The sequence below is a fragment of the Brucella sp. IR068 genome, from assembly GCF_049065885.1.
In the GTDB taxonomy this organism is placed as follows: Bacteria; Pseudomonadota; Alphaproteobacteria; order Rhizobiales; family Rhizobiaceae; genus Brucella; species Brucella intermedia.
Window position 1 is genome coordinate 296,947 of record NZ_JBAKHE010000003.1, and the last position, 17,957, is coordinate 314,903.

Sequence of the window (17,957 nt, forward strand, 5' to 3'; positions counted from 1 at the left end):
TTATGAAATACTCACATTGAGTATAATGGAAATGGGTAAGTGACCTTGGAGGCCACCGTGAACGATCATGTTTCCGTTTCGCAACTTTATGACCGGGTGGCCCGTGTGTTGCCAAAGGCAGAGTGGCTCGGCTTCGAGGACGATGTCGCGGCCATTCTCGAGCTGAAGAAAAAGCGCAATGCCGTCATCCTCGCGCATAATTACCAGACGCCGGAAATCTTCCACTGCGTGGCCGACATTGTCGGCGACAGCCTGGCGCTGGCACGCAAGGCGGCTGAAGTCGATGCCGATGTGATCGTGCTGGCGGGCGTGCATTTCATGGCCGAAACGGCCAAGCTCCTCAATCCCGGCAAGACAGTGCTGATCCCCGATATGGGCGCAGGCTGTTCGCTCGCCGACAGCATCACGCCGCAAGACGTGGCGCTTTTGCGTGAAGCGCATCCCGGCGTGCCGATCATCACCTATGTCAACACATCCGCCGCCGTGAAGGCGGCGTCCGACATTTGCTGCACCTCCGGCAACGCCAAAAAGGTTGTGGAATCGCTCGGTGTGCCGCGTGTGCTGATGATTCCCGACGAGTTTCTGGCCCAGAACGTGGCGCGTGAAACAGACGTGGAAATCCTCGCATGGCATGGCCATTGCGAGGTGCATGAGCGTTTCACCCCGGACGATATTCGTGAACTGCGCGAAAGCCATCCCGGCGTCATGGTTCTGGCGCATCCCGAATGCCCGCCGGAAGTGGTGGAGGCAGCCGACTTTGCCGGTTCCACGGCAGTCATGTCGGACTATGTCGGTCAGAAGAAGCCGCAGCGCGTGGTGCTTTTGACCGAATGTTCGATGAGCGACAATGTCGCCGTTGATCACCCGGAGGTCGAGTTCATCCGCCCCTGCAATCTTTGTCCGCATATGAAGCGGATCACCCTCGCCAATATCCGCGATGCATTGGAAAACAATCGTCATGAAGTGGTGGTCGACGCCGCTTTGATGGAACCGGCCCGGCGCGCCGTCGAACGGATGCTGGCAATATGATCAACGCCCGGACGGCCCCGGTTCTCATCGTCGGCAGTGGACTTGCCGGGCTGATGACCGCGCTGACGCTATCGCCCCAGCCGGTCCTGCTGGTGACAGCGGGAAGCCTTGGCCTGTCCGGTTCCAGCACTTTGGCGCAGGGCGGGATCGCTGCGGGTATCGGGGCGGACGACAGTACAGCGCTGCATCTGGCCGACACAATTGCGGCGGGCGATGGCCTCTGCGATGCGGCGGTTGCTGCGGAAATCATAGCAGCAAGCGCGGACGTCATTGCTGCTCTGGAAGCCCATGGCGTGCGCTTCGACCGCAAGGCCGACGGTTCGTGCTCCCTTGGTCTGGAAGCCGCGCACAGTCGCCATCGTATCGTCCATGTCGATGGTGATGCGACGGGCGCTGGCATCATGCGCGCTTTGATCGCGAAGGTTCTGGCAACGCCCTCGATCACCGTCATGGAAAACACCCGCGCCCTGCGGCTCATCAAGCAGGATTGCCGTGTGGTCGGTGCCTGCCTGGAGAATGCTGGACCGGTTGCCGCGCGTGCGGTGGTTCTGGCGACCGGTGGTATCGGGGGGCTCTATAAGGATACGACCACGCCGCTTGGCAATCTGGGGCAGGGGGCTGCTTTGGCGGGGCGTGCGGGCGCAGTGCTTGCCGATATGGAGTTTGTGCAATTTCACCCCACTGCACTTGCCGTCTCTGCACCGCGTCTGCCGCTGGTCAGCGAAGCGGTGCGGGGCGAAGGCGCTGAACTCATCAATGATCGCGGTGAGCGGTTCATGGCCAACATTCCGGGCCGCGAGCTGGCCCCACGCGATGTCGTTGCCCGTGCCATTGGCAGCGAGATCGGCCAGGGTCGAAAGGTTTTTCTCGATGCGCGGGCGGCTCTGGGGGCGGGTTTTGCAACCCGCTTCCCGGGTATCGATGCGCTTTGCAGGCAGCATGGCATCGACCCTTCGCGCGACCCCATTCCGGTGCGGCCCGCCACCCATTACCACATGGGCGGCATCAAGACCGACGCTGACGGGCGCAACACGATACCCGGCTTGTGGGCTGTTGGTGAAGCTGCCTGCACCGGCCTGCATGGCGCGAACCGGCTTGCCAGCAATTCTTTGCTCGAAGCTGCGGCAATGGGGCTGCGCGCCGCTCACGCCCTTGTGGATGACGAAGTGATCGGTGCTCGCCAAATCGCGCCTGTTAGCCTGCCCGGAGATACCGATCCTGAACCGGTAAGGCGCGTCGTTTCCAGTCATCTAGGACTGTTGCGCGATGAAGAAGGTTTGCGCGTGGCGGTCACCACCCTTCTTCCGCTCGCTGAGTCAGACGATGCCGCCGCGGTGGCGCTGGTCGCTGCGGTGGCGGCCTATGAACGGTGCGAGTCGCGCGGCAGCCATGCCCGCATCGATCATCCGCAAAAGGATGCAATCGCCAGACGCCGATTTCACACATTCGAGACGGCGTTCGCGCAGGCTCGCGAGATAAACGATCCAAACCGAATTTCCAGGATAGCTTCATGAACCTGCCGCACCTGTCTCCGCTTGTTGTCGAACCGCTGGTGCGCGCCGCGCTTCTGGAAGATCTGGGGCTTGCCGGTGATATCACCAGCAATGCCGTCGTACCGGAGGATCACCGTTCGGCCATGCTGTTCAGCCTGCGCCAGCCGGGTGTCATCGCCGGGCTGGATGTGGCTGAAATGGCGTTTCGTCTGGTCGATCCGGACGTCACATTCGAGCGCTTGACCCGGGATGGCCAGTTTCTTGAAAAAGGGAGCGACATTGCCCGCGTTTCCGGCAGTTCGCGGTCGATCCTGGCGGGTGAGCGAACGGCGCTCAATTTTCTCGGTCACCTGTCCGGTATCGCCACGGCAACGGCCAATCTGGTGAAGGCGGTCGCGGGAACCGGGGCTTCCATTGTCTGCACGCGCAAGACGACGCCGGGGCTGCGTGCCTTGCAGAAATATGCGGTCAGGGCAGGCGGGGGTATGAACCATCGCTTCGCGCTCTATGATGCGGTGCTCATCAAGGACAACCACATCGCAGTCGCGGGCGGCGTGCGCGAAGCCATCGAGCGCGCCAAGGCCGGTGCTGGCCATATGGTCAAGATCGAGGTTGAAGTTGACACGCTGCAACAGCTTGATGAAGCAATGGCGGTGGGTGTGGACGCAGTTCTGCTCGACAATATGTCACCGGCCCAGTTGCGCGAGGCTGTATCGATCATCGATGGCCGCGCCATTTCGGAAGCTTCGGGCGGCATCACACCGGAAACGGTCGCCGCTGTTGCCGCAAGCGGTGTCGATCTGATTTCGGTCGGCTGGACGACGCACAGCGCGCCAAACCTCGATATCGGGCTCGATTTTGAATTGAATGGCTGAGGTAATAGCCCGCAATCTTCCCGAATATTCGGACCTGTTCGCTGCAAAACCCGACACATGGTGCCGGGGTGGTCTGCGGTTTGGTCTGCGCCCGGCGCCTTCCAAATTCGGGCAACAAACTCCCTTCAAAACATGATTGTAATATTCATATTTTCGTGTCACAAATTCACTGACTGATAGTCAGTCATGAGTCGTGCGGCGGTTCGGACACCTGCTTGTGTGCGTGCGGGTCGCCGGATCGTTGTCACGGCTCGCAGCGGCAACATTGCTGCGAAATTCAGGAATATCGATCAGGAGGGAGCGTAATGCTTCATCATACGGAAAACTGGCCCTACGTGATCACCCTGTCGAAGGGCGCATCGACCATGGAGGAGACCCGTGAATTCTTTGATACCTGGAACCGCTGGCTTGATGAAGGAAAGCCCTTTGTCACGATCCGCCGGTTTCTGGACGAGGATGCTCTCACGCATCCGGAAGGATCGGCGCGTGAAGTCAAGCAATGGTTTCAGCGCAATGCGCAGCGCATTCGCGAACAGGTGCTGGGGATGGTGAATATCGTGCCCGAATCTGTGTATGAACAGGCAAGCCGCATGGACGCTGAAAAGCTGTTCCGTGTTCCGGCTGGCACCTTCTCCAATGTCGAGGCAGCGCTGCACTGGCTGGAAGACCGCGTGGTTCGGCCAAACAGTCTTGTTTTTGACAGGGCGGCAATCCGGGGTAGATTGGCGGCATCCTGAAGTTCCGGAGATTGCTTTGCCGCCGACCGCCACCAAGTCCAAACCCCGCACCAAGCCCGCTGAAATACGTCGCGATGAGTTGATGGCTGCGGCCGAAGCCCTCTTCCTCGAAAAGGGCTTCGCGGCGACGAGCGTGGATGAAATTGTCCGCCTTGCCGATGTAGCAAAAGGTACGTTCTATCTGCATTTTCGCAGCAAGGACGACATCCTGATCGCCTTGCGGGAGCGATTTATCGACGGGTTCTGCGAGGGGTTGGAGCGTCAGTTGGGCCAATATCCGGCCGATGACTGGCACGGAAAGCTGGTAGCGTGGGCCGAGACGGGGATCGCCGGCTATCTGGACAATTACAGGATACACGACATGGTGTTCCATGATTTTCATCCGCCCCTGCGGCGCATGAAGCAGGAAAATCCGGCAATCGTCCGGCTCGATGCGTTGTTGACCGACGGCAATTCCGCAGGTGCGTGGAAAATCTCCAATCCGCGTTTGACGGCTGTGCTCCTTTTCAATGCGCTGCACGGTGCGGTCGATGAAATCATCTCCAACCCCGATATGATGGATCGAGCGGAAATGGTCGCGGGCGTTAAGGCGTTTTTCTTGCAGGCGGTACGGGCTTAGGGCATCCTGTTTTTTTGTTTTCCCCGAGCCCGTTCCAGTTTTCGGCAGGCGCGCACCAGAGAACGGGCAAAGAAAAAGGGAGGCTGATGCCTCCCTCCATTAACAGTCCAGCCCGTTTCGGCAGAGTTATTTCTCCACGAAAGCCTTCTCGATGACGTAGTGTCCGGCTTCGCTCTGGCTGCCTTCCTTGAAACCGCGCTCTTCAAGTATCTGCTTTGTTTCGGCCAGCATTTCCGGGCTGCCGCAGAGCATCATGCGGTCGTCGTCATGATTGAACTCTGGCAGGCCAACATCGGTGAACAGCTGTCCTGAACGAATGAGGTCGGTCAGGCGGCCACGATTCTTGTAGGGCTCACGCGTGACTGTCGGATAGTAGATGAGCTGCTTCTTGACCATTTCTCCGAGGAATTCATCCTGCGGCAGTTCGTTGGAAATGAAATCCGTATACGCGAGTTCCGCGACCTGACGCACGCCATGAACAAGAATGATCTTTTCGAAACGTTCATAGGCTTCCAGATCGCGAATGATCGACAGGAACGGCGCAAGACCGGTGCCGGTCGAGAGCAGCCAGAGATTTTTGCCCGGCTTCAGATTGTCGTAGAGCAGCGTGCCGACCGGCTTCTTGGACAGGATGATCTGGTCGCCAACCTTCAGATGCTGGAGCTTGGAGGTCAACGGACCGTTCGGCACCTTGATCGAAAAGAATTCCAGCCCGTCTTCGTAAAGGCTCGAGGCAATCGAATAGGCGCGCGTGAGCGGCTTGCCGTTTACTTCCAGCCCCATCATGATGAACTGGCCGCTCTGGAAACGAAAGCCCGGGTCGCGCGTGGTGCGGAAGGAAAACAGCGTATCGGTCCAGTGATGGATGTCGGTGACGGTTTCCTGATTGAAGTTGCTGCTCATTTTCGGAACTGTCTCTGTCTTGCTCCTGCACCGCTTGGGAGGACGGCGCCCGTGGATGGATCGGTCGTTTTGGTCATTGCCGCATTTTGCCCGCAGTCACGCATCTCCGTGGAGTCTGCATTTCCTGCAGGCAAAACGCCTTGATCGCAATCAATGTAAGCGCGTCATGCTGCCTTCAGGGTGGCTTCCGCGAATTCGTAATTGGCCAGCTTGTCGAGGAAATTCGTTACATAGTCAGGCCGACGATTACGGAAATCGAGATAATAGCTATGCTCCCAGACATCAAGCCCTAATAGCGCCTTGCCTTCGCCGGTTGCCAGCGGATTGGAGCCGTTCGGCGTCTTGGTGACCTTGAGCTTGCCGTCATCGGCCAGAACCAGCCATGCCCATCCCGAACCGAACTGGCCGACGGCTGCGGTCTTGAAGGCTTCCTTGAACTGGTCGACACCGCCGAAATCCTCGGTGATTTTCTTTTCCAGGGCGCCGGGAAGGCGGCCACCGGAAGCAGACAGGTTCTGCCAGAACAGATTGTGGTTCCAGTGCTGGCCGGCATTGTTGAACACCGGGGCCAGATCGGCCTTATCCTTGGCAAGGAGAATGATTTCTTCGAGCGACTTGCCCTTGAGCGCATCGTTCTTTTCAACGAATCCGTTGAGCGCAGTCACATAAGCCTGATGATGCTTGCCATGATGCAGCTCAAGCGTTTCCGTACCCATTCCCACGCCCTCGAGCGCGTTGGTTGCATAGGGAAGCGGGGGCAAGGTGAAGCTCATTTCAAAACTCCTTGTTACGTACGCCGTCGCGGTACGGACCGTCAGGTCCGTCAATCTGTTGCTGGACGCCGGTTGAGTGCCGTCATTTGATAACTATCTTGCTAAAGTGGGGTAGATAGCTTATTTAACAAGATAATTCTTCTTTAAATAGAAAATCGTCAATATGTCAAGGAATGACTTTCTAAATACCGACGCTTCGATAGCACGTTCTCCCGCCGAGCGCGTAATGCTCACGCTTAAGATGCGAGGCGCGCAGACGGCAGCTGCGATCGGCGAGCATCTGGGAACGACCGGCGAAGCGGTCCGCCAACAACTGGTGCGACTGGCTGAGGAAGGTCTGGTCGCTCCCCATTCCGTGTCGCAGGGTGTCGGACGTCCGTCTCAATTCTGGGACCTGACCGAGACCGGCAACAGGCGCTTCCCCGATACACATGCCGATTTGACGGTCCAGCTTCTCCATTCCGTTCGCAGCATTCTCGGTGAGGACGCGCTGGACACGCTGATCGCTCACCGCGAATCCGAGACCCGCCGTCAGTATCAGGCGCGCCTGAAAGATCTGCCGCTCGGCGAGCGGGTGTTGGAACTTGCCGCGATCCGCTCGGCGGAAGGTTACATGGCCGATGCCGAAAAGCAGGAGGATGGTTCCTGGCTCTTCATCGAAAATCACTGCCCGATCTGCGCCGCCGCGGACGCCTGCCAGGGCTTCTGCCGTGCGGAGCTTCAGGTATTCAGGGCCGTGCTTGGCCCTGATGTTTCTGTAAACCGAACCGAACATATTCTGGCCGGTGCGCGGCGCTGCGCTTACGTTATTTCGCCCGCCGCCTGATAATTCTCAGCATTGGGCCGTTTGCGGCTGTCTTGCGCTGCGGACGAGAGCGAGCGCCGACACGAACGCCAGTGCGGACAAAATGGCGAAGCCGGAAAAGAGCCAGAGCGCGGCATGTGCGGTGCCTGCAAAGCCGCCGGGGTTGGTGAGGCCAGCCATATTGGCAACCATTCCGGCAAGTGCTGCGCCAAGGGCGGTTGTGAAAAGCTGCACCATGGTCACGGAGGCGGATGCAAGGTTCTGATCTTCTGTGTCTGCTTGCTTGAAAATGCCCGTCAGCAGGTGCGGCCATGTCAGCCCCACGCCGAAACCGATGACTGCGAGCGCGATGCAGATCGGCAGCAGATCGTACCAATGACCCTCGCTTCCTGCCGGAATGAGGACGGCCAGCGTGACCATCCCGGCTACGCCCATGACGGGGGCGGCGAGAATAACGCGGTCGGTGCGCCCGGCGGCAATCCCCGACGACCCGATCGAGCCAAGTGTCCAGCTGCCGCCCATGATTGCTGCCAGATATCCAGCGACAAGCGGCGACTGATTATGCAGCACCTGAAAGAACAGCGGTACGAAGACTTCCGAACTGGTAACGGACGCGCTGAGGAAGGCGAGCGTCAGATAAAGCGCGCCGAGTTTCCGGATACTGAAAGACCCTTTCGGAAGAATGCGTCGGCTGGCCTTCTTTTCGGCGACGGCGAGGAGAAGCAGCAAGACGATTGCGAGTGCGACGCCGCCGGCATTCAGCGTCAGTTCCGACGAAATGCTTCCGGCGGAGACGGCAAGGACGGCAGCGGTCAGAAGAATGAGCTGTGGCCATGCCAGCCGGTCATTGCTGGCAGCGGAACCGGATTCGCGGGGCAGAACCGTCATGGCCATGATGGTGAACACGGCGATCACGGGCGCAAGCGACCAGAAGGCAGCGCGCCACATGCCGAGCTCCGCAAAAACGCCGCCAATCGCCGGGCCGACAAGCGTGGCAACGCCCCACATGCCGGAAACGAGGCCGATGGCGCGGGGCCATAGAGATTCATCAAAGACGATGCGGATCATTGAATATGACAGGGCGAGCATCATGCCGCCGCCAAGACCCTGAATGGCGCGCCCCGCCAGCATGACGGGCATGGAGGGCGCGAGGCCGCAAGTCAGGGTTCCCGCAGCAAAGATGCACGCTGCGACCAGATAGGCGCTGCGCGGGCCTGCCCGCGAAAGCAGGCGCGGCACAAGGGCGGAGCCGAGAATGGATGCGGTCACGAACAGCGCCGTGTTCCACGCGTAATAATCCATGCCGCCAATGTCGGCGACCACCGTCGGGAGGATGGTTGTGGCAATGAACACGTTGATGGCGTGAAGCGCCACGCCGCCGACGAGCGTCAGCGATACGATAGCGTTCCTGCCTGCGAACAGGTCTCCCCAACCGGCGGTCGGCTTGTGATCCTGCATCTGATTTTCCTTTGGCTGTCATTGCGTGGGCGAATACCTGATGAAGTCGCCCTGAACATGGAAACAACGGCTACGCTCGTGCTCGTAATTTGTCAAGCAAATGCTTGTTTAATTAATTTGACGATACTCACCAATCGTAGCGGGCCATCCAGTTGTATAAAAGCCAGTGGCACCGGCAAAGACTTTCAACGAAAACGGCGGAGCGGGTAGAAAGGGAAGGGGTTCAAATCCTGATAAAAAGCTCTATATGAGACGCGAGCCCTGAAGGCAGGGAAGTAATCCGCGATGGCTTATGGGGAAATTTTCCCGATAATGCTGTGGCGGATTTGTGTTTCTGTCACAAGCTTCCTATAAGCCTTCAAATAATTTGGGAAACCGCCTGATGTTTCCTCAACTTGGCAGACCAGACTTGCTGGCGAGGCCAGATTTTCCCATTGAATGACCCGGAACGCCCATGATCCCGACGCCCTACTACCTGATCGACAAGACCAAGCTGAAGCGCAACATGGAAAAGGTTGCCTATGTGCGCGAGAAATCCGGCGCCAAGGCACTGCTGGCGCTGAAATGTTTTGCCACCTGGTCGGTGTTTGATCTGATGAGCGAATATATGGACGGCACCACCTCGTCTTCGCTCAATGAAGTGCGTCTTGGCCATGAAAGATTCGGCGGCGAAACCCATGCCTATAGTGTGGCCTATGCCGACAATGAGATCGATGAGGTCATCAGCCACGCCGACAAGATCATCTTCAATTCGATTGGCCAGCTCGAACGCTTTGCTGACAAGGCGTCGGGCATCAAGCGCGGCCTGCGCCTCAATCCGGGCATCTCGTCTTCGAGCTTCGATCTTGCTGATCCGGCACGTCCGTTCAGCCGTCTTGGCGAATGGGATGTGGCGAAGGTTGAAAAAGTCATGGATCGCGTGACCGGCTTCATGATCCATAACAATTGCGAAAACTCCGACTTTGGTCTTTTCGACCGGATGCTGACCGACATCGAACAAAAGTTCGGCTCGCTTCTCAACCGCGTCGAATGGGTGAGCCTTGGCGGCGGCATCCACTTCACCGGCGATGATTATCCGGTCGATGAGTTCTGCGCACGACTGAAGGCGTTTTCGGAAAAGTTCGGCATTCAGGTCTATCTGGAGCCAGGCGAAGCCTCGATCACCAAGACCACGACGCTGGAAGTGACGGTGCTCGACACGCTGTTCAATGGCAAGAACCTTGCCATCGTCGATAGCTCCATCGAGGCGCATATGCTCGATTTGCTGATCTATCGCGAAAAGGCGAAGATGGCGCCGAACAATGGCGAGCACAGCTACATGGTTTGCGGCAAGTCCTGCCTCGCCGGCGATATTTTCGGCGAGTTCACTTTCGACAAGCCGCTTGCCATCGGCGACCGCCTCTCATTCGAGGATGCGGCCGGTTATACCATGGTCAAGAAGAACTGGTTTAATGGCGTGAAAATGCCAGCCATTGCCGTGCGTGAACTGGACGGCACGGTCAGAGTTGTCCGCGAATTTGATTACGCGGATTTTGAAGGGTCGCTTTCGTAAAGATCCTGTTGCGGCTTCACGCTGCAACGAACTCATGTGTTCCGAATGAGAAGGCAATCGGGACGGGAAATACAAGCATTTCCAGCAAAAGTGCGAAGCGGTTTTGCGCAGGATAATGCGTCAGTTAACTACAAAGACGCGGGAAACCGCTGGAAGAGGAAGTATCGACAGAAAATGAAGAAGAACGTTCTCATTATCGGCGCCGGGGGCGTGGCACAGGTTGTTGCACATAAATGTGCGCAAAACTCTGACATATTGGGCGATATCCATATTGCGTCCCGCACGGTTGAGAAATGCCGCAAGATTATCGATAGCGTGCATGAAAAGAAGAGCCTCAAGACGGAGGTGAAACTGGAAGCGCATGCGCTGGACGCAATGGATGTGGAGGCCACCAAGGCCCTGATCCGGAAGACGGGCGTTCAGATCGTCATCAATGTCGGCTCGGCCTTCCTCAATATGTCGGTTCTTCGCGCCTGTATCGATACGGGCGTGGCTTACATGGACACCGCAATCCATGAAGACCCGAAGAAGATCTGCGAGACCCCGCCATGGTATGGCAATTACGAATGGAAGCACCTGAAGGAATGCGAAGAGAAGGGCATTACTGCCATTCTCGGCATTGGCTTCGATCCGGGCGTGGTAAATGCCTATGTGCGTCTTGCTGCCGACGACTATCTCGATGAAGTCAAATCCATCGATATCGTCGACATCAATGCCGGTTCACATGGCCGCTGGTTTTCGACCAATTTCGACCCGGAAATCAATTTCCGTGAGTTCACCGGCACGGTCTATTCCTGGCAGAAAGGTGCCTGGCAGTCGAACAAGATGTTCGAAGTCGGCCACACCTTCGACCTGCCGGTCGTCGGTCCGAGCAAGGCCTATATGACCGGCCACGATGAAGTGCACTCGCTGTCGAAGAACTATCCGAACGCCGACGTGCGTTTCTGGATGGGTTTCGGCGATCACTACATCAACGTCTTCACGGTGCTGAACAATCTGGGCCTCCTGTCCGAACAGCCGGTCAAGACCGCCGAAGGTCTGGAAGTCGTGCCGCTCAAGGTAGTGAAGGCTGTGCTGCCCGATCCATCATCGCTGGCGCCGGACTATACCGGCAAGACCTGCATTGGCGATTTCGTCAAAGGCACCAAGGACGGCAAGGAGAAGGAAGTCTTCATCTATAACGTTGCCGACCACAAGGACGCCTATAACGAAGTGGGTTCGCAGGGCATTTCCTACACCGCTGGCGTTCCGCCGGTTGCAGCCGCAATCCTCATCGCTTCGGGCGAATGGGATGTGAAGAAGATGGTCAATGTGGAAGAGCTTGATCCAAAGCCATTCCTCCACATCCTGAACCAGATCGGCCTGCCATCCCGCATCAAGGATGAGAACGGCGACCGCGCGCTTGACTTCGCATAAGCATGCGATCCGGATGAATGAAGAAAACCCCGCTTCGGTGGGGTTTTTATTTTCTCGATCCTCATCCTGAGGAGGCCCGCAGGGCCGTCTCGAAGGATCGCCCTTCGAGGCTGCGCTTCGCTCCGCACCTCAGGGTGAGGGGTGTGGCGCTCGATAAAGAGGTCAGAAGAGCGCCGGTAAAGAAGGTGCGCGGGGTGATTGAGATTCTGGTGATGACGAGACGAAAATGGTGTTTCTCGAGAACCGTATTGGAATGTACTTTAGAGCGCATCCCGAAAAGTGTGAAACGGTTTTCGGGAAAGATGCGCGTGAAACAAAGAATTAGAGCGCCGATCTGATCCAATCAGATCGGAACGCGCTCTAGGGTACATGAGCACCGGAAGCGAAGAGAAGCGCCATTTGCAGACCGTCCGCGCCTGAATCTCAGTCGCCGCGCGGCCAGGTATCCGACAGCTGGTATCCACCGGGAAACGGATCGCTTGGATCGAGCATGAGCTGCGAGGTTCCTGTCACCCATGCGCGACCGGAAATAATGGGGCTGATGGCTGGCTTGCCACCAAGCTCAAGCGTCTTGTCGAGCCGACAATGAAACTCCGTACCCAGCACGGACTTGCCGATGAATTTCTCACCGACCTTCATCTGGCCCTTGGCCTGCAGCACGGCCATGCGCGCCGAGCAGCCCGTTCCGGTCGGGGAACGGTCGAGCTTGGCCGGGCGGATCGCAACGGTGTTCACGCCCGTCAGCACGTCGCCCTCCCGTGTTACCGGCTCGGTGATCTGGCAGAAGGAAATGTGGTTCCAGTCTTTTTCCGGGTGGCGGAAGCCCAGTTGTTCATTGGCGGCCTTGGTGATCTTCACGCCAATCTCGGCCAGTTCGCGCGCCTGACCCGGCTTGATCTTTATGCCGATCTGCGCTGCGTCGACAATGACAAAGCTGTCGCCGCCATAGGCCGTATCGACGGTGAGAGTGCCAAGTCCCTCGACTTCAAGCGTCGCATCCAGCCGGTCGGCGAAAGACGGCACGTTGCGCACGCTGATGCGCTCCGCCTTGCCGTTGCGGCACTCCGCTTCCACCTCGATAAGCCCGCCTGGCGCTTCCAGCACCATTCGCGTCACCGGCTCCTGCATCGGGATGATGCCGCTGTCCAAAAGCACGGTCGAGACGCAGATCGAGTTCGAACCGGACATCGGCGGCGTATCCGCAGGTTCCATGATGATGAAGCCCATCTGTGCGCGAGGATCTTTCGGCGGCACCAGCAGATTGACGTGGCGGAACACACCGCCGCGCGGTTCGTTGAGCACGAAATTGCGCAAGGTCTCGTCGCTGGCAATGAAGCGCGATTGTTCCCATACAGTTGCACCCGGAGGCGGGGCCACACCGCCGACGATGACATCGCCGACTTCGCCCTCCGCATGACAGCCGACAATATGGATGACTTTGGTGCTGCGCATGACGCCTCCTGCAATTAATGCAATCATTCCTATCGGTTAGGCCATAAGCGTCAATCCTTTATCGGACAGGCAATGACGCTTTCGCGTCAGAATGAGGATTTGATTCCTCTATGTGTCCGGAGACGAAAAATCCATTTCGAGACGTGTTGCTTCTTTGAGCAAGTCTGATATCCATGTTGCTCTAATTTTGTGCAAATCGATGCGCAGCCCGCTTGGCTCCGGATCAGTTTCTGGAACATACACAACGTTCCCAATAGAAATTGAGCAACCCGAAAAGTTGGGGCGAAGTCGCTCTTGCAGCGACAAACGCCCTTAGCCGGCATGGGACGGTCGATGATCGTATTTCCGCGCCTCTTCTCAGATTGACATGGTCTCTGATGTTCCGGGGCGTGGCCTCATTCAAATGGAACATCCGGCGGGTTGACGGCCCCGGATGCTTCGGGGAGCGGACTATGGACAGGACAAACAATGCGGGCTTTGAGCAGCCCCATGAATCCGGCACGCAACGCTGGGGCAGGGAGATGGTCGCGGCGCTGACACTCGGCTGGCCGCTGATCTTCACCAATCTTTCGCAGGCCGCGCTGACGGCGACCGATGTCATCTTTATCGGCCGTCTCGGAGCGGACACGCTCGCCTCGGCTTTGCTGGCGACGAGCTTCTATCATACGCTGATGATCTTCTCGATGGGGCTTGTCTCGGCAGTGATGCCGATGATCGCCATTGCGCTTGGCAAGAACCGCCATTCGGTGCGTGATGTGCGCCGCACCGTTCGTCAGGGTTTCTGGACCGCAATCATGATCGCGGTCCCGGTCTGGATCGTGCTCTGGCATTGCGAGGAAATCTTCCTGTTTCTCGGCCAGCGTCCGGACATCGCCGCCCGCTCGACGGATTTCATGCACACGCTGCAATGGGCGCTGTTGCCTTATCTGGGCTATATCGTGCTGCGCTCATTCTTTGCGGCGATGGAAAAGCCGATGTGGACGCTGCTCATTGCAGCCCTTGCGATCGGTTTCAACGCGCTTGCCGGCTGGACGCTGATTTTCGGCCATTTCGGCTTTCCCCGCATGGAATTGCATGGCGCCGGTATCGCTACCACGGCATCAAGCACGATGATGTTCCTCGGGCTTGCCTTCATCACCCTGCGCCATCGCCGTTTCCGCCGCTATCACCTGTTCGGCCGTTTCTGGCGTCCCGACTGGGCGCGCCTGCTTGAACTGTGGCGTATCGGCATTCCAATGGCGCTCACTTTCGTGTTCGAGACATCGATCTTCTATGCCGCGGTGGTCATGATGGGCCGCATCGGCCCGACTGCCATGGCGGCTCACGCCGTGGCGATCCAGATCGCATCGCTCAGTTTCATGGTGCCGCTCGGTTTCGGACAGGTGGCAACCGTGCGTGTGGGCCGTGCTTATGGCGCCGGCCACCCCAAGGCGATTGCCTATGCGGGCTGGAGTGCCTACGCGCTCGGTGTGGGCTTCATGGCGGTGATGGGGCTGCTTATGGTGCTCATCCCTCGCTTGTTCATCGGCGTCTTCCTTGATCTGCACGACCCGCAGAACCTGCCGGTGATGGAACTGGCCGTGACTTTCCTTGCGCTGGCCGCACTCTTCCAGATCGTTGACGGCGCACAAGCCGTTGCCGCAGGCATGTTGCGCGGCCTGCGGGATACCCGCGTGCCGATGTTCCTGGCTCTGTTTGGCTATTGGGGCGTGGGCTTGCCGCTCGGCGCATTGCTTGCGTTCAAGTTCGAACTTGGCGGTGTCGGTATCTGGCTCGGTCTTGCCGCGGGTCTCGGCATTGTGGCGGTGTTGATGACACTGCGATGGCGCAGGCATCTTGCACATGTATCGGCTCACCCTGCCTGAGCGCTCCAATAAAAAAAGCCATACGCCCGACAGGCGTATGGCTTTGACGATCTGATCCTGCGCCTTACTTCGTCAGCGCAATGATGCGGTCGAGGGCAGCACCGAAGCCTTTCAGCGAAACCTTGAAGGCAACCGGCTGGCTTGGGCTCAGGGCTGTCGTTGTGACGTTGATATTGGTGCCGGCCTTGAGGGCGGCAACCTGCTTGGCGTCGAAGCTTACTGGAGCCAGGCAACCTTGCGGCAGGCAGGTGGAGAAAGCGAGATTCGGTGCGGCGGCGTCATCGATCTTGAGGGCCGCGCCCTTGGCAAGATCAAGGCCGAACGGCATCAGCAGGACGCCTTCAACCTTGCCCGCGACATTGCGCAGTTCCGCCGTCAGAACGCGCTGGCCGGTCTGCGTGCTGCTCTGCTCCTGACGCATCACGCAGATGCTGGTGTCTTTCTGGTTCTGACAGGAAACAGTCCAGTCCTCATAGGTTTCCTGCAGATTGCTGGCGCCGCCGGGAAGCGGGGCAGCAAAGGACGAAGCGCCTGAAATGGTTGCGAGCGTGAATGCAAGACCGATTACACGATAGGTTTTCATAAATAGATTCTCTCTGAAATGAATGACTCCCGGAGCTGTATACTCCGAGACAGTGTTCAAGAAAATGATATTGAGCATAAAATATTCGCGTCATCAACTGCGATCGTTGTTTGTATTTTAGTTATATAAATAGCTATCAATATATTGCTTCTTGTGCGGTTGCGTCTCCTGCGGTGCCAGGTTTTTCCCCGCGCCCCTTTTCCTCGCAAGGCGGGAACTTTAAAGTCATCGGCTGAAAGGTCGGCCTGGGACGCCGGGAGGAGAGAACGTGACGCTACGCTACCAGATTGTTGCACTGGCAATTGTGCCGCTCATCGTGGCCATATTGACAGTCACGGCCTTTATTACCTGGCAATCGGCCAATCTGGTGCAGAGCAGCATCGCCACTTTCGAGAAGAATATGCTGAAAGCCAAGGAGACCGAGCTTCTCAATCTCACCAATCTGGCCCTTTCCTCCATACAGCAGATTTACGACGAGGCGGGTCCCGACGATACCGCGGCCATGGAAAAGGTGCGCGAGATACTGACCTCGCTCGATTATGGTCGCGACGGTTATTTCTTCGTCTATGATTATGACGGCAACAACGTCGTTCATCCGCGCCAGACCTTCCGTCCGGGCCACAACTGGCTCGACCTCGTCGATCCGGACGGGGATCGCGTTATCGCCAATCTGATCGGCAAGGCCAAGGAGGGCGGCGGGCTGCACCAATACAAGTGGGAAAAGCCGTCGAGCGGCGAAATGGCCGACAAGCTTTCCTTCGCGGTCGGTCTGGATAAATGGAAATGGATGCTGGGAACGGGTGTCTATCTCGATGATGTCTATGCGCAGACTGCCGCCGCAAATGCGGATTTTCGCGCCAATATCCGCACGACCTTCCTCATCGTCAGCCTGATCGCCGTTCCGGCTGTGATGCTCGTCTTCGCGACCTGCATGCTGCTCAACCTGCGTGAGCGGCGCATGGCGGATACCAAGCTGAAGGAACTGGCGCAGCGCATCATCGATACGCAGGAGGAGGAACGGGCGCGACTGGCGCGGGAGCTTCACGACGGCATTTCCCAAAATCTCGTCGGCGTCCGCTACGCCATCGACCTTGCGAGCCGTCAGGTGAGAATGGGCAGCGGGGGTGCGCCGCTTGCAATCGAAAAGGCATCGGACGCGCTCAACGGCGCAATCAAGGAAGTGCGGCGGCTTTCGCATGATCTGCGTCCGCGCATTCTGGACGATCTTGGCCTGACCGTCGCGCTCAAGGCCCTGTGTGAGCATTTCTCTGAACGGACCGGCATTGAAACCCGGCTGGAAGCGAGCGGGTTGAGCGAGACGCTGAAGCCGGAGGCAAGCACTGCGCTTTATCGTGTCGTGCAGGAGGCGCTCACCAATGTGGAGCGTCATTCCGGCGCAAGTCAGGTGAACATCCATCTCTGGGAAGCCGGTGGCAAGGTGACGATGACGGTTGCCGATGATGGCAATGGTTTCACCGCGCGTGATTTGAAAGACCCGCTTTCCGGACTTGGCCTGCGAAATATGCAGGAACGGATGGCACATTTCGGCGGGGTGCTCTTGGTTGAAACCAGTGCAGATGGTACGCAACTGACCGCGCGCCTGCCGCAGTCGGCAACAGAAAGAAAGCGGGAACCGGAAGTCGCATGACGAATGAATGCAAGATTCGCGTATTGCTCGTGGACAACCACCCGCTGGTGCTGGACGGTTTGCGGGCTGTACTCGAAACCTATGACGATATTGATGTTGCTGGCGCGGCTTCCAATGCGCGGGCCGCTCTCGAACTGGCGCTTGCCGTCAACCCGGATGTGGTCCTGATGGATATCAATATGCCACTTCTCAACGGTATCGACGCCATCGAACTGTTCAAGAAGCAGTTTCCGGGCATCCGTATCCTCATGCTGTCCATGCACGACAGCCGTGAATATATCTCGACCTCGATCATGCGTGGGGCTTCGGGATATGTCTTGAAGGACGTGTCCACGGCAGAAATCGTGGCCGCCATTCATGCGGTCGCATCAGGCGGAACATATTTCTCGTCCGGCGTTTCAGAAGCGCTGCTCGACAGCGGCGAGAGGAAGTCGGAAGGTTTGTCCGTTCGCGAAAACGATGTGCTGGTGCTGGTGGCCGAAGGAGGCAGCAATCGCGAGATTGCAATCAGGCTCGGCATTTCGGAAGCAACCGTTGAAACCCACCGCAAGAACATCAAGAAGAAGCTTGGAATTGCCAGCACGGCAGGGCTTACGCGCTATGCTATAGAAAACCGGTTGCGCCTGTCTTCGCCATAACCGGCATGGGCCACGGACTGCTGATTTCGCCTTACCCACTAATGGGTAGTCCTTTGTTCCTTAGAACTTTCGTCCGCTTGCGAGGCGGATTCGCCGGTCCTATCATCCGCC

The 17,957-nt window shown here is 58.0% G+C and carries 16 protein-coding genes; 11 read left to right on the forward strand and 5 right to left on the reverse strand.

Going from position 1 to position 17,957, the window contains the following annotated elements; genetic code table 11:
• Nucleotides 1–57: 57 nt before the first annotated feature.
• The 5 genes from nadA (at nucleotide 58) to ACOWVS_RS07170 (ending at nucleotide 4,753) form a co-directional block, all read left to right on the forward strand.
• Complete coding sequence (gene nadA / locus ACOWVS_RS07150; RefSeq protein ID WP_025089708.1) at nucleotides 58–1,029, forward strand: quinolinate synthase NadA; 972 nt, start codon at nucleotides 58–60, stop codon at nucleotides 1,027–1,029.
• Nucleotides 1,026–2,543: an L-aspartate oxidase gene (locus ACOWVS_RS07155; RefSeq protein ID WP_021586224.1), complete on the forward strand. Its 1,518-nt coding sequence runs from the start codon at nucleotides 1,026–1,028 to the stop codon at nucleotides 2,541–2,543. The genes nadA and ACOWVS_RS07155 overlap by 4 nt, the downstream gene beginning before the upstream one ends.
• Nucleotides 2,540–3,397, forward strand: a complete 858-nt coding sequence (nadC, locus tag ACOWVS_RS07160; protein WP_021586223.1) for a carboxylating nicotinate-nucleotide diphosphorylase — start codon at nucleotides 2,540–2,542, stop codon at nucleotides 3,395–3,397. The genes ACOWVS_RS07155 and nadC overlap by 4 nt, the downstream gene beginning before the upstream one ends.
• 305 nt (nucleotides 3,398–3,702) lie before the next feature.
• Nucleotides 3,703–4,134, forward strand: coding sequence for a hypothetical protein (locus tag ACOWVS_RS07165; protein WP_021586222.1), 432 nt, complete (start codon nucleotides 3,703–3,705; stop codon nucleotides 4,132–4,134).
• A gap of 16 nt (nucleotides 4,135–4,150) precedes the next feature.
• Nucleotides 4,151–4,753 (forward strand): TetR/AcrR family transcriptional regulator, encoded by a 603-nt coding sequence (locus ACOWVS_RS07170; RefSeq protein WP_021586221.1) that lies wholly within the window; start codon nucleotides 4,151–4,153, stop codon nucleotides 4,751–4,753.
• A gap of 126 nt (nucleotides 4,754–4,879) precedes the next feature.
• Here the strand turns inward: ACOWVS_RS07170 and ACOWVS_RS07175 are convergent, their stop codons facing one another.
• Nucleotides 4,880–5,656: a ferredoxin--NADP reductase gene (locus tag ACOWVS_RS07175; RefSeq protein ID WP_006466088.1), complete on the reverse strand. Its 777-nt coding sequence runs from the start codon at nucleotides 5,654–5,656 to the stop codon at nucleotides 4,880–4,882.
• Nucleotides 5,657–5,820: 164 nt separating this feature from the next.
• A complete protein-coding gene (locus ACOWVS_RS07180) occupies nucleotides 5,821–6,429 on the reverse strand; it encodes a superoxide dismutase (protein ID WP_006471043.1) in 609 nt (202 codons plus the stop codon).
• Nucleotides 6,430–6,655: 226 nt separating this feature from the next.
• On the opposite strand from ACOWVS_RS07180, the gene ACOWVS_RS07185 reads away from it, so the two are divergent.
• Nucleotides 6,656–7,255, forward strand: coding sequence for a helix-turn-helix transcriptional regulator (locus ACOWVS_RS07185; protein WP_006471042.1), 600 nt, complete (start codon nucleotides 6,656–6,658; stop codon nucleotides 7,253–7,255).
• Nucleotides 7,256–7,261: 6 nt separating this feature from the next.
• Here the strand turns inward: ACOWVS_RS07185 and ACOWVS_RS07190 are convergent, their stop codons facing one another.
• Nucleotides 7,262–8,692, reverse strand: a complete 1,431-nt coding sequence (locus ACOWVS_RS07190) for an MFS transporter (RefSeq protein WP_021586220.1) — start codon at nucleotides 8,690–8,692, stop codon at nucleotides 7,262–7,264.
• Nucleotides 8,693–9,146: 454 nt separating this feature from the next.
• On the opposite strand from ACOWVS_RS07190, the gene nspC reads away from it, so the two are divergent.
• Both nspC and ACOWVS_RS07200 read left to right on the forward strand, forming a co-directional pair.
• A complete protein-coding gene (gene nspC / locus ACOWVS_RS07195) occupies nucleotides 9,147–10,244 on the forward strand; it encodes a carboxynorspermidine decarboxylase (protein WP_021586219.1) in 1,098 nt (365 codons plus the stop codon).
• A gap of 174 nt (nucleotides 10,245–10,418) precedes the next feature.
• Nucleotides 10,419–11,660, forward strand: a complete 1,242-nt coding sequence (locus ACOWVS_RS07200) for a saccharopine dehydrogenase family protein (RefSeq protein WP_021586218.1) — start codon at nucleotides 10,419–10,421, stop codon at nucleotides 11,658–11,660.
• 423 nt (nucleotides 11,661–12,083) lie between these two features.
• Here ACOWVS_RS07200 and ACOWVS_RS07205 read toward each other — a convergent pair whose 3' ends face one another.
• Nucleotides 12,084–13,112: a trans-3-hydroxy-L-proline dehydratase gene (locus ACOWVS_RS07205; protein ID WP_021586216.1), complete on the reverse strand. Its 1,029-nt coding sequence runs from the start codon at nucleotides 13,110–13,112 to the stop codon at nucleotides 12,084–12,086.
• Between the two features lie 452 nt (nucleotides 13,113–13,564).
• On the opposite strand from ACOWVS_RS07205, the gene ACOWVS_RS07210 reads away from it, so the two are divergent.
• The gene (locus ACOWVS_RS07210) at nucleotides 13,565–14,977 is read left to right on the forward strand and encodes an MATE family efflux transporter (RefSeq protein ID WP_021586215.1); all 1,413 of its coding nucleotides are present in this window, start codon (nucleotides 13,565–13,567) and stop codon (nucleotides 14,975–14,977) included.
• Nucleotides 14,978–15,041: 64 nt separating this feature from the next.
• Here ACOWVS_RS07210 and ACOWVS_RS07215 read toward each other — a convergent pair whose 3' ends face one another.
• A complete protein-coding gene (locus ACOWVS_RS07215) occupies nucleotides 15,042–15,560 on the reverse strand; it encodes an invasion associated locus B family protein (RefSeq protein ID WP_021586214.1) in 519 nt (172 codons plus the stop codon).
• A 268-nt stretch (nucleotides 15,561–15,828) separates the two neighbouring features.
• Between ACOWVS_RS07215 and ACOWVS_RS07220 the strand changes: the two genes are divergently transcribed.
• Together ACOWVS_RS07220 and ACOWVS_RS07225 are read left to right on the forward strand one after the other, a co-directional pair.
• The gene (locus tag ACOWVS_RS07220) at nucleotides 15,829–17,208 is read left to right on the forward strand and encodes a cache domain-containing protein (protein ID WP_021586213.1); all 1,380 of its coding nucleotides are present in this window, start codon (nucleotides 15,829–15,831) and stop codon (nucleotides 17,206–17,208) included.
• On the forward strand, nucleotides 17,205–17,846 hold the full coding sequence (locus ACOWVS_RS07225) for a response regulator (RefSeq protein ID WP_006466099.1): 642 nt from the start codon (nucleotides 17,205–17,207) through the stop codon (nucleotides 17,844–17,846). Before ACOWVS_RS07220 ends, ACOWVS_RS07225 begins: the two co-directional genes overlap by 4 nt.
• The last annotated feature ends 111 nt before the right edge of the window (nucleotides 17,847–17,957 follow it).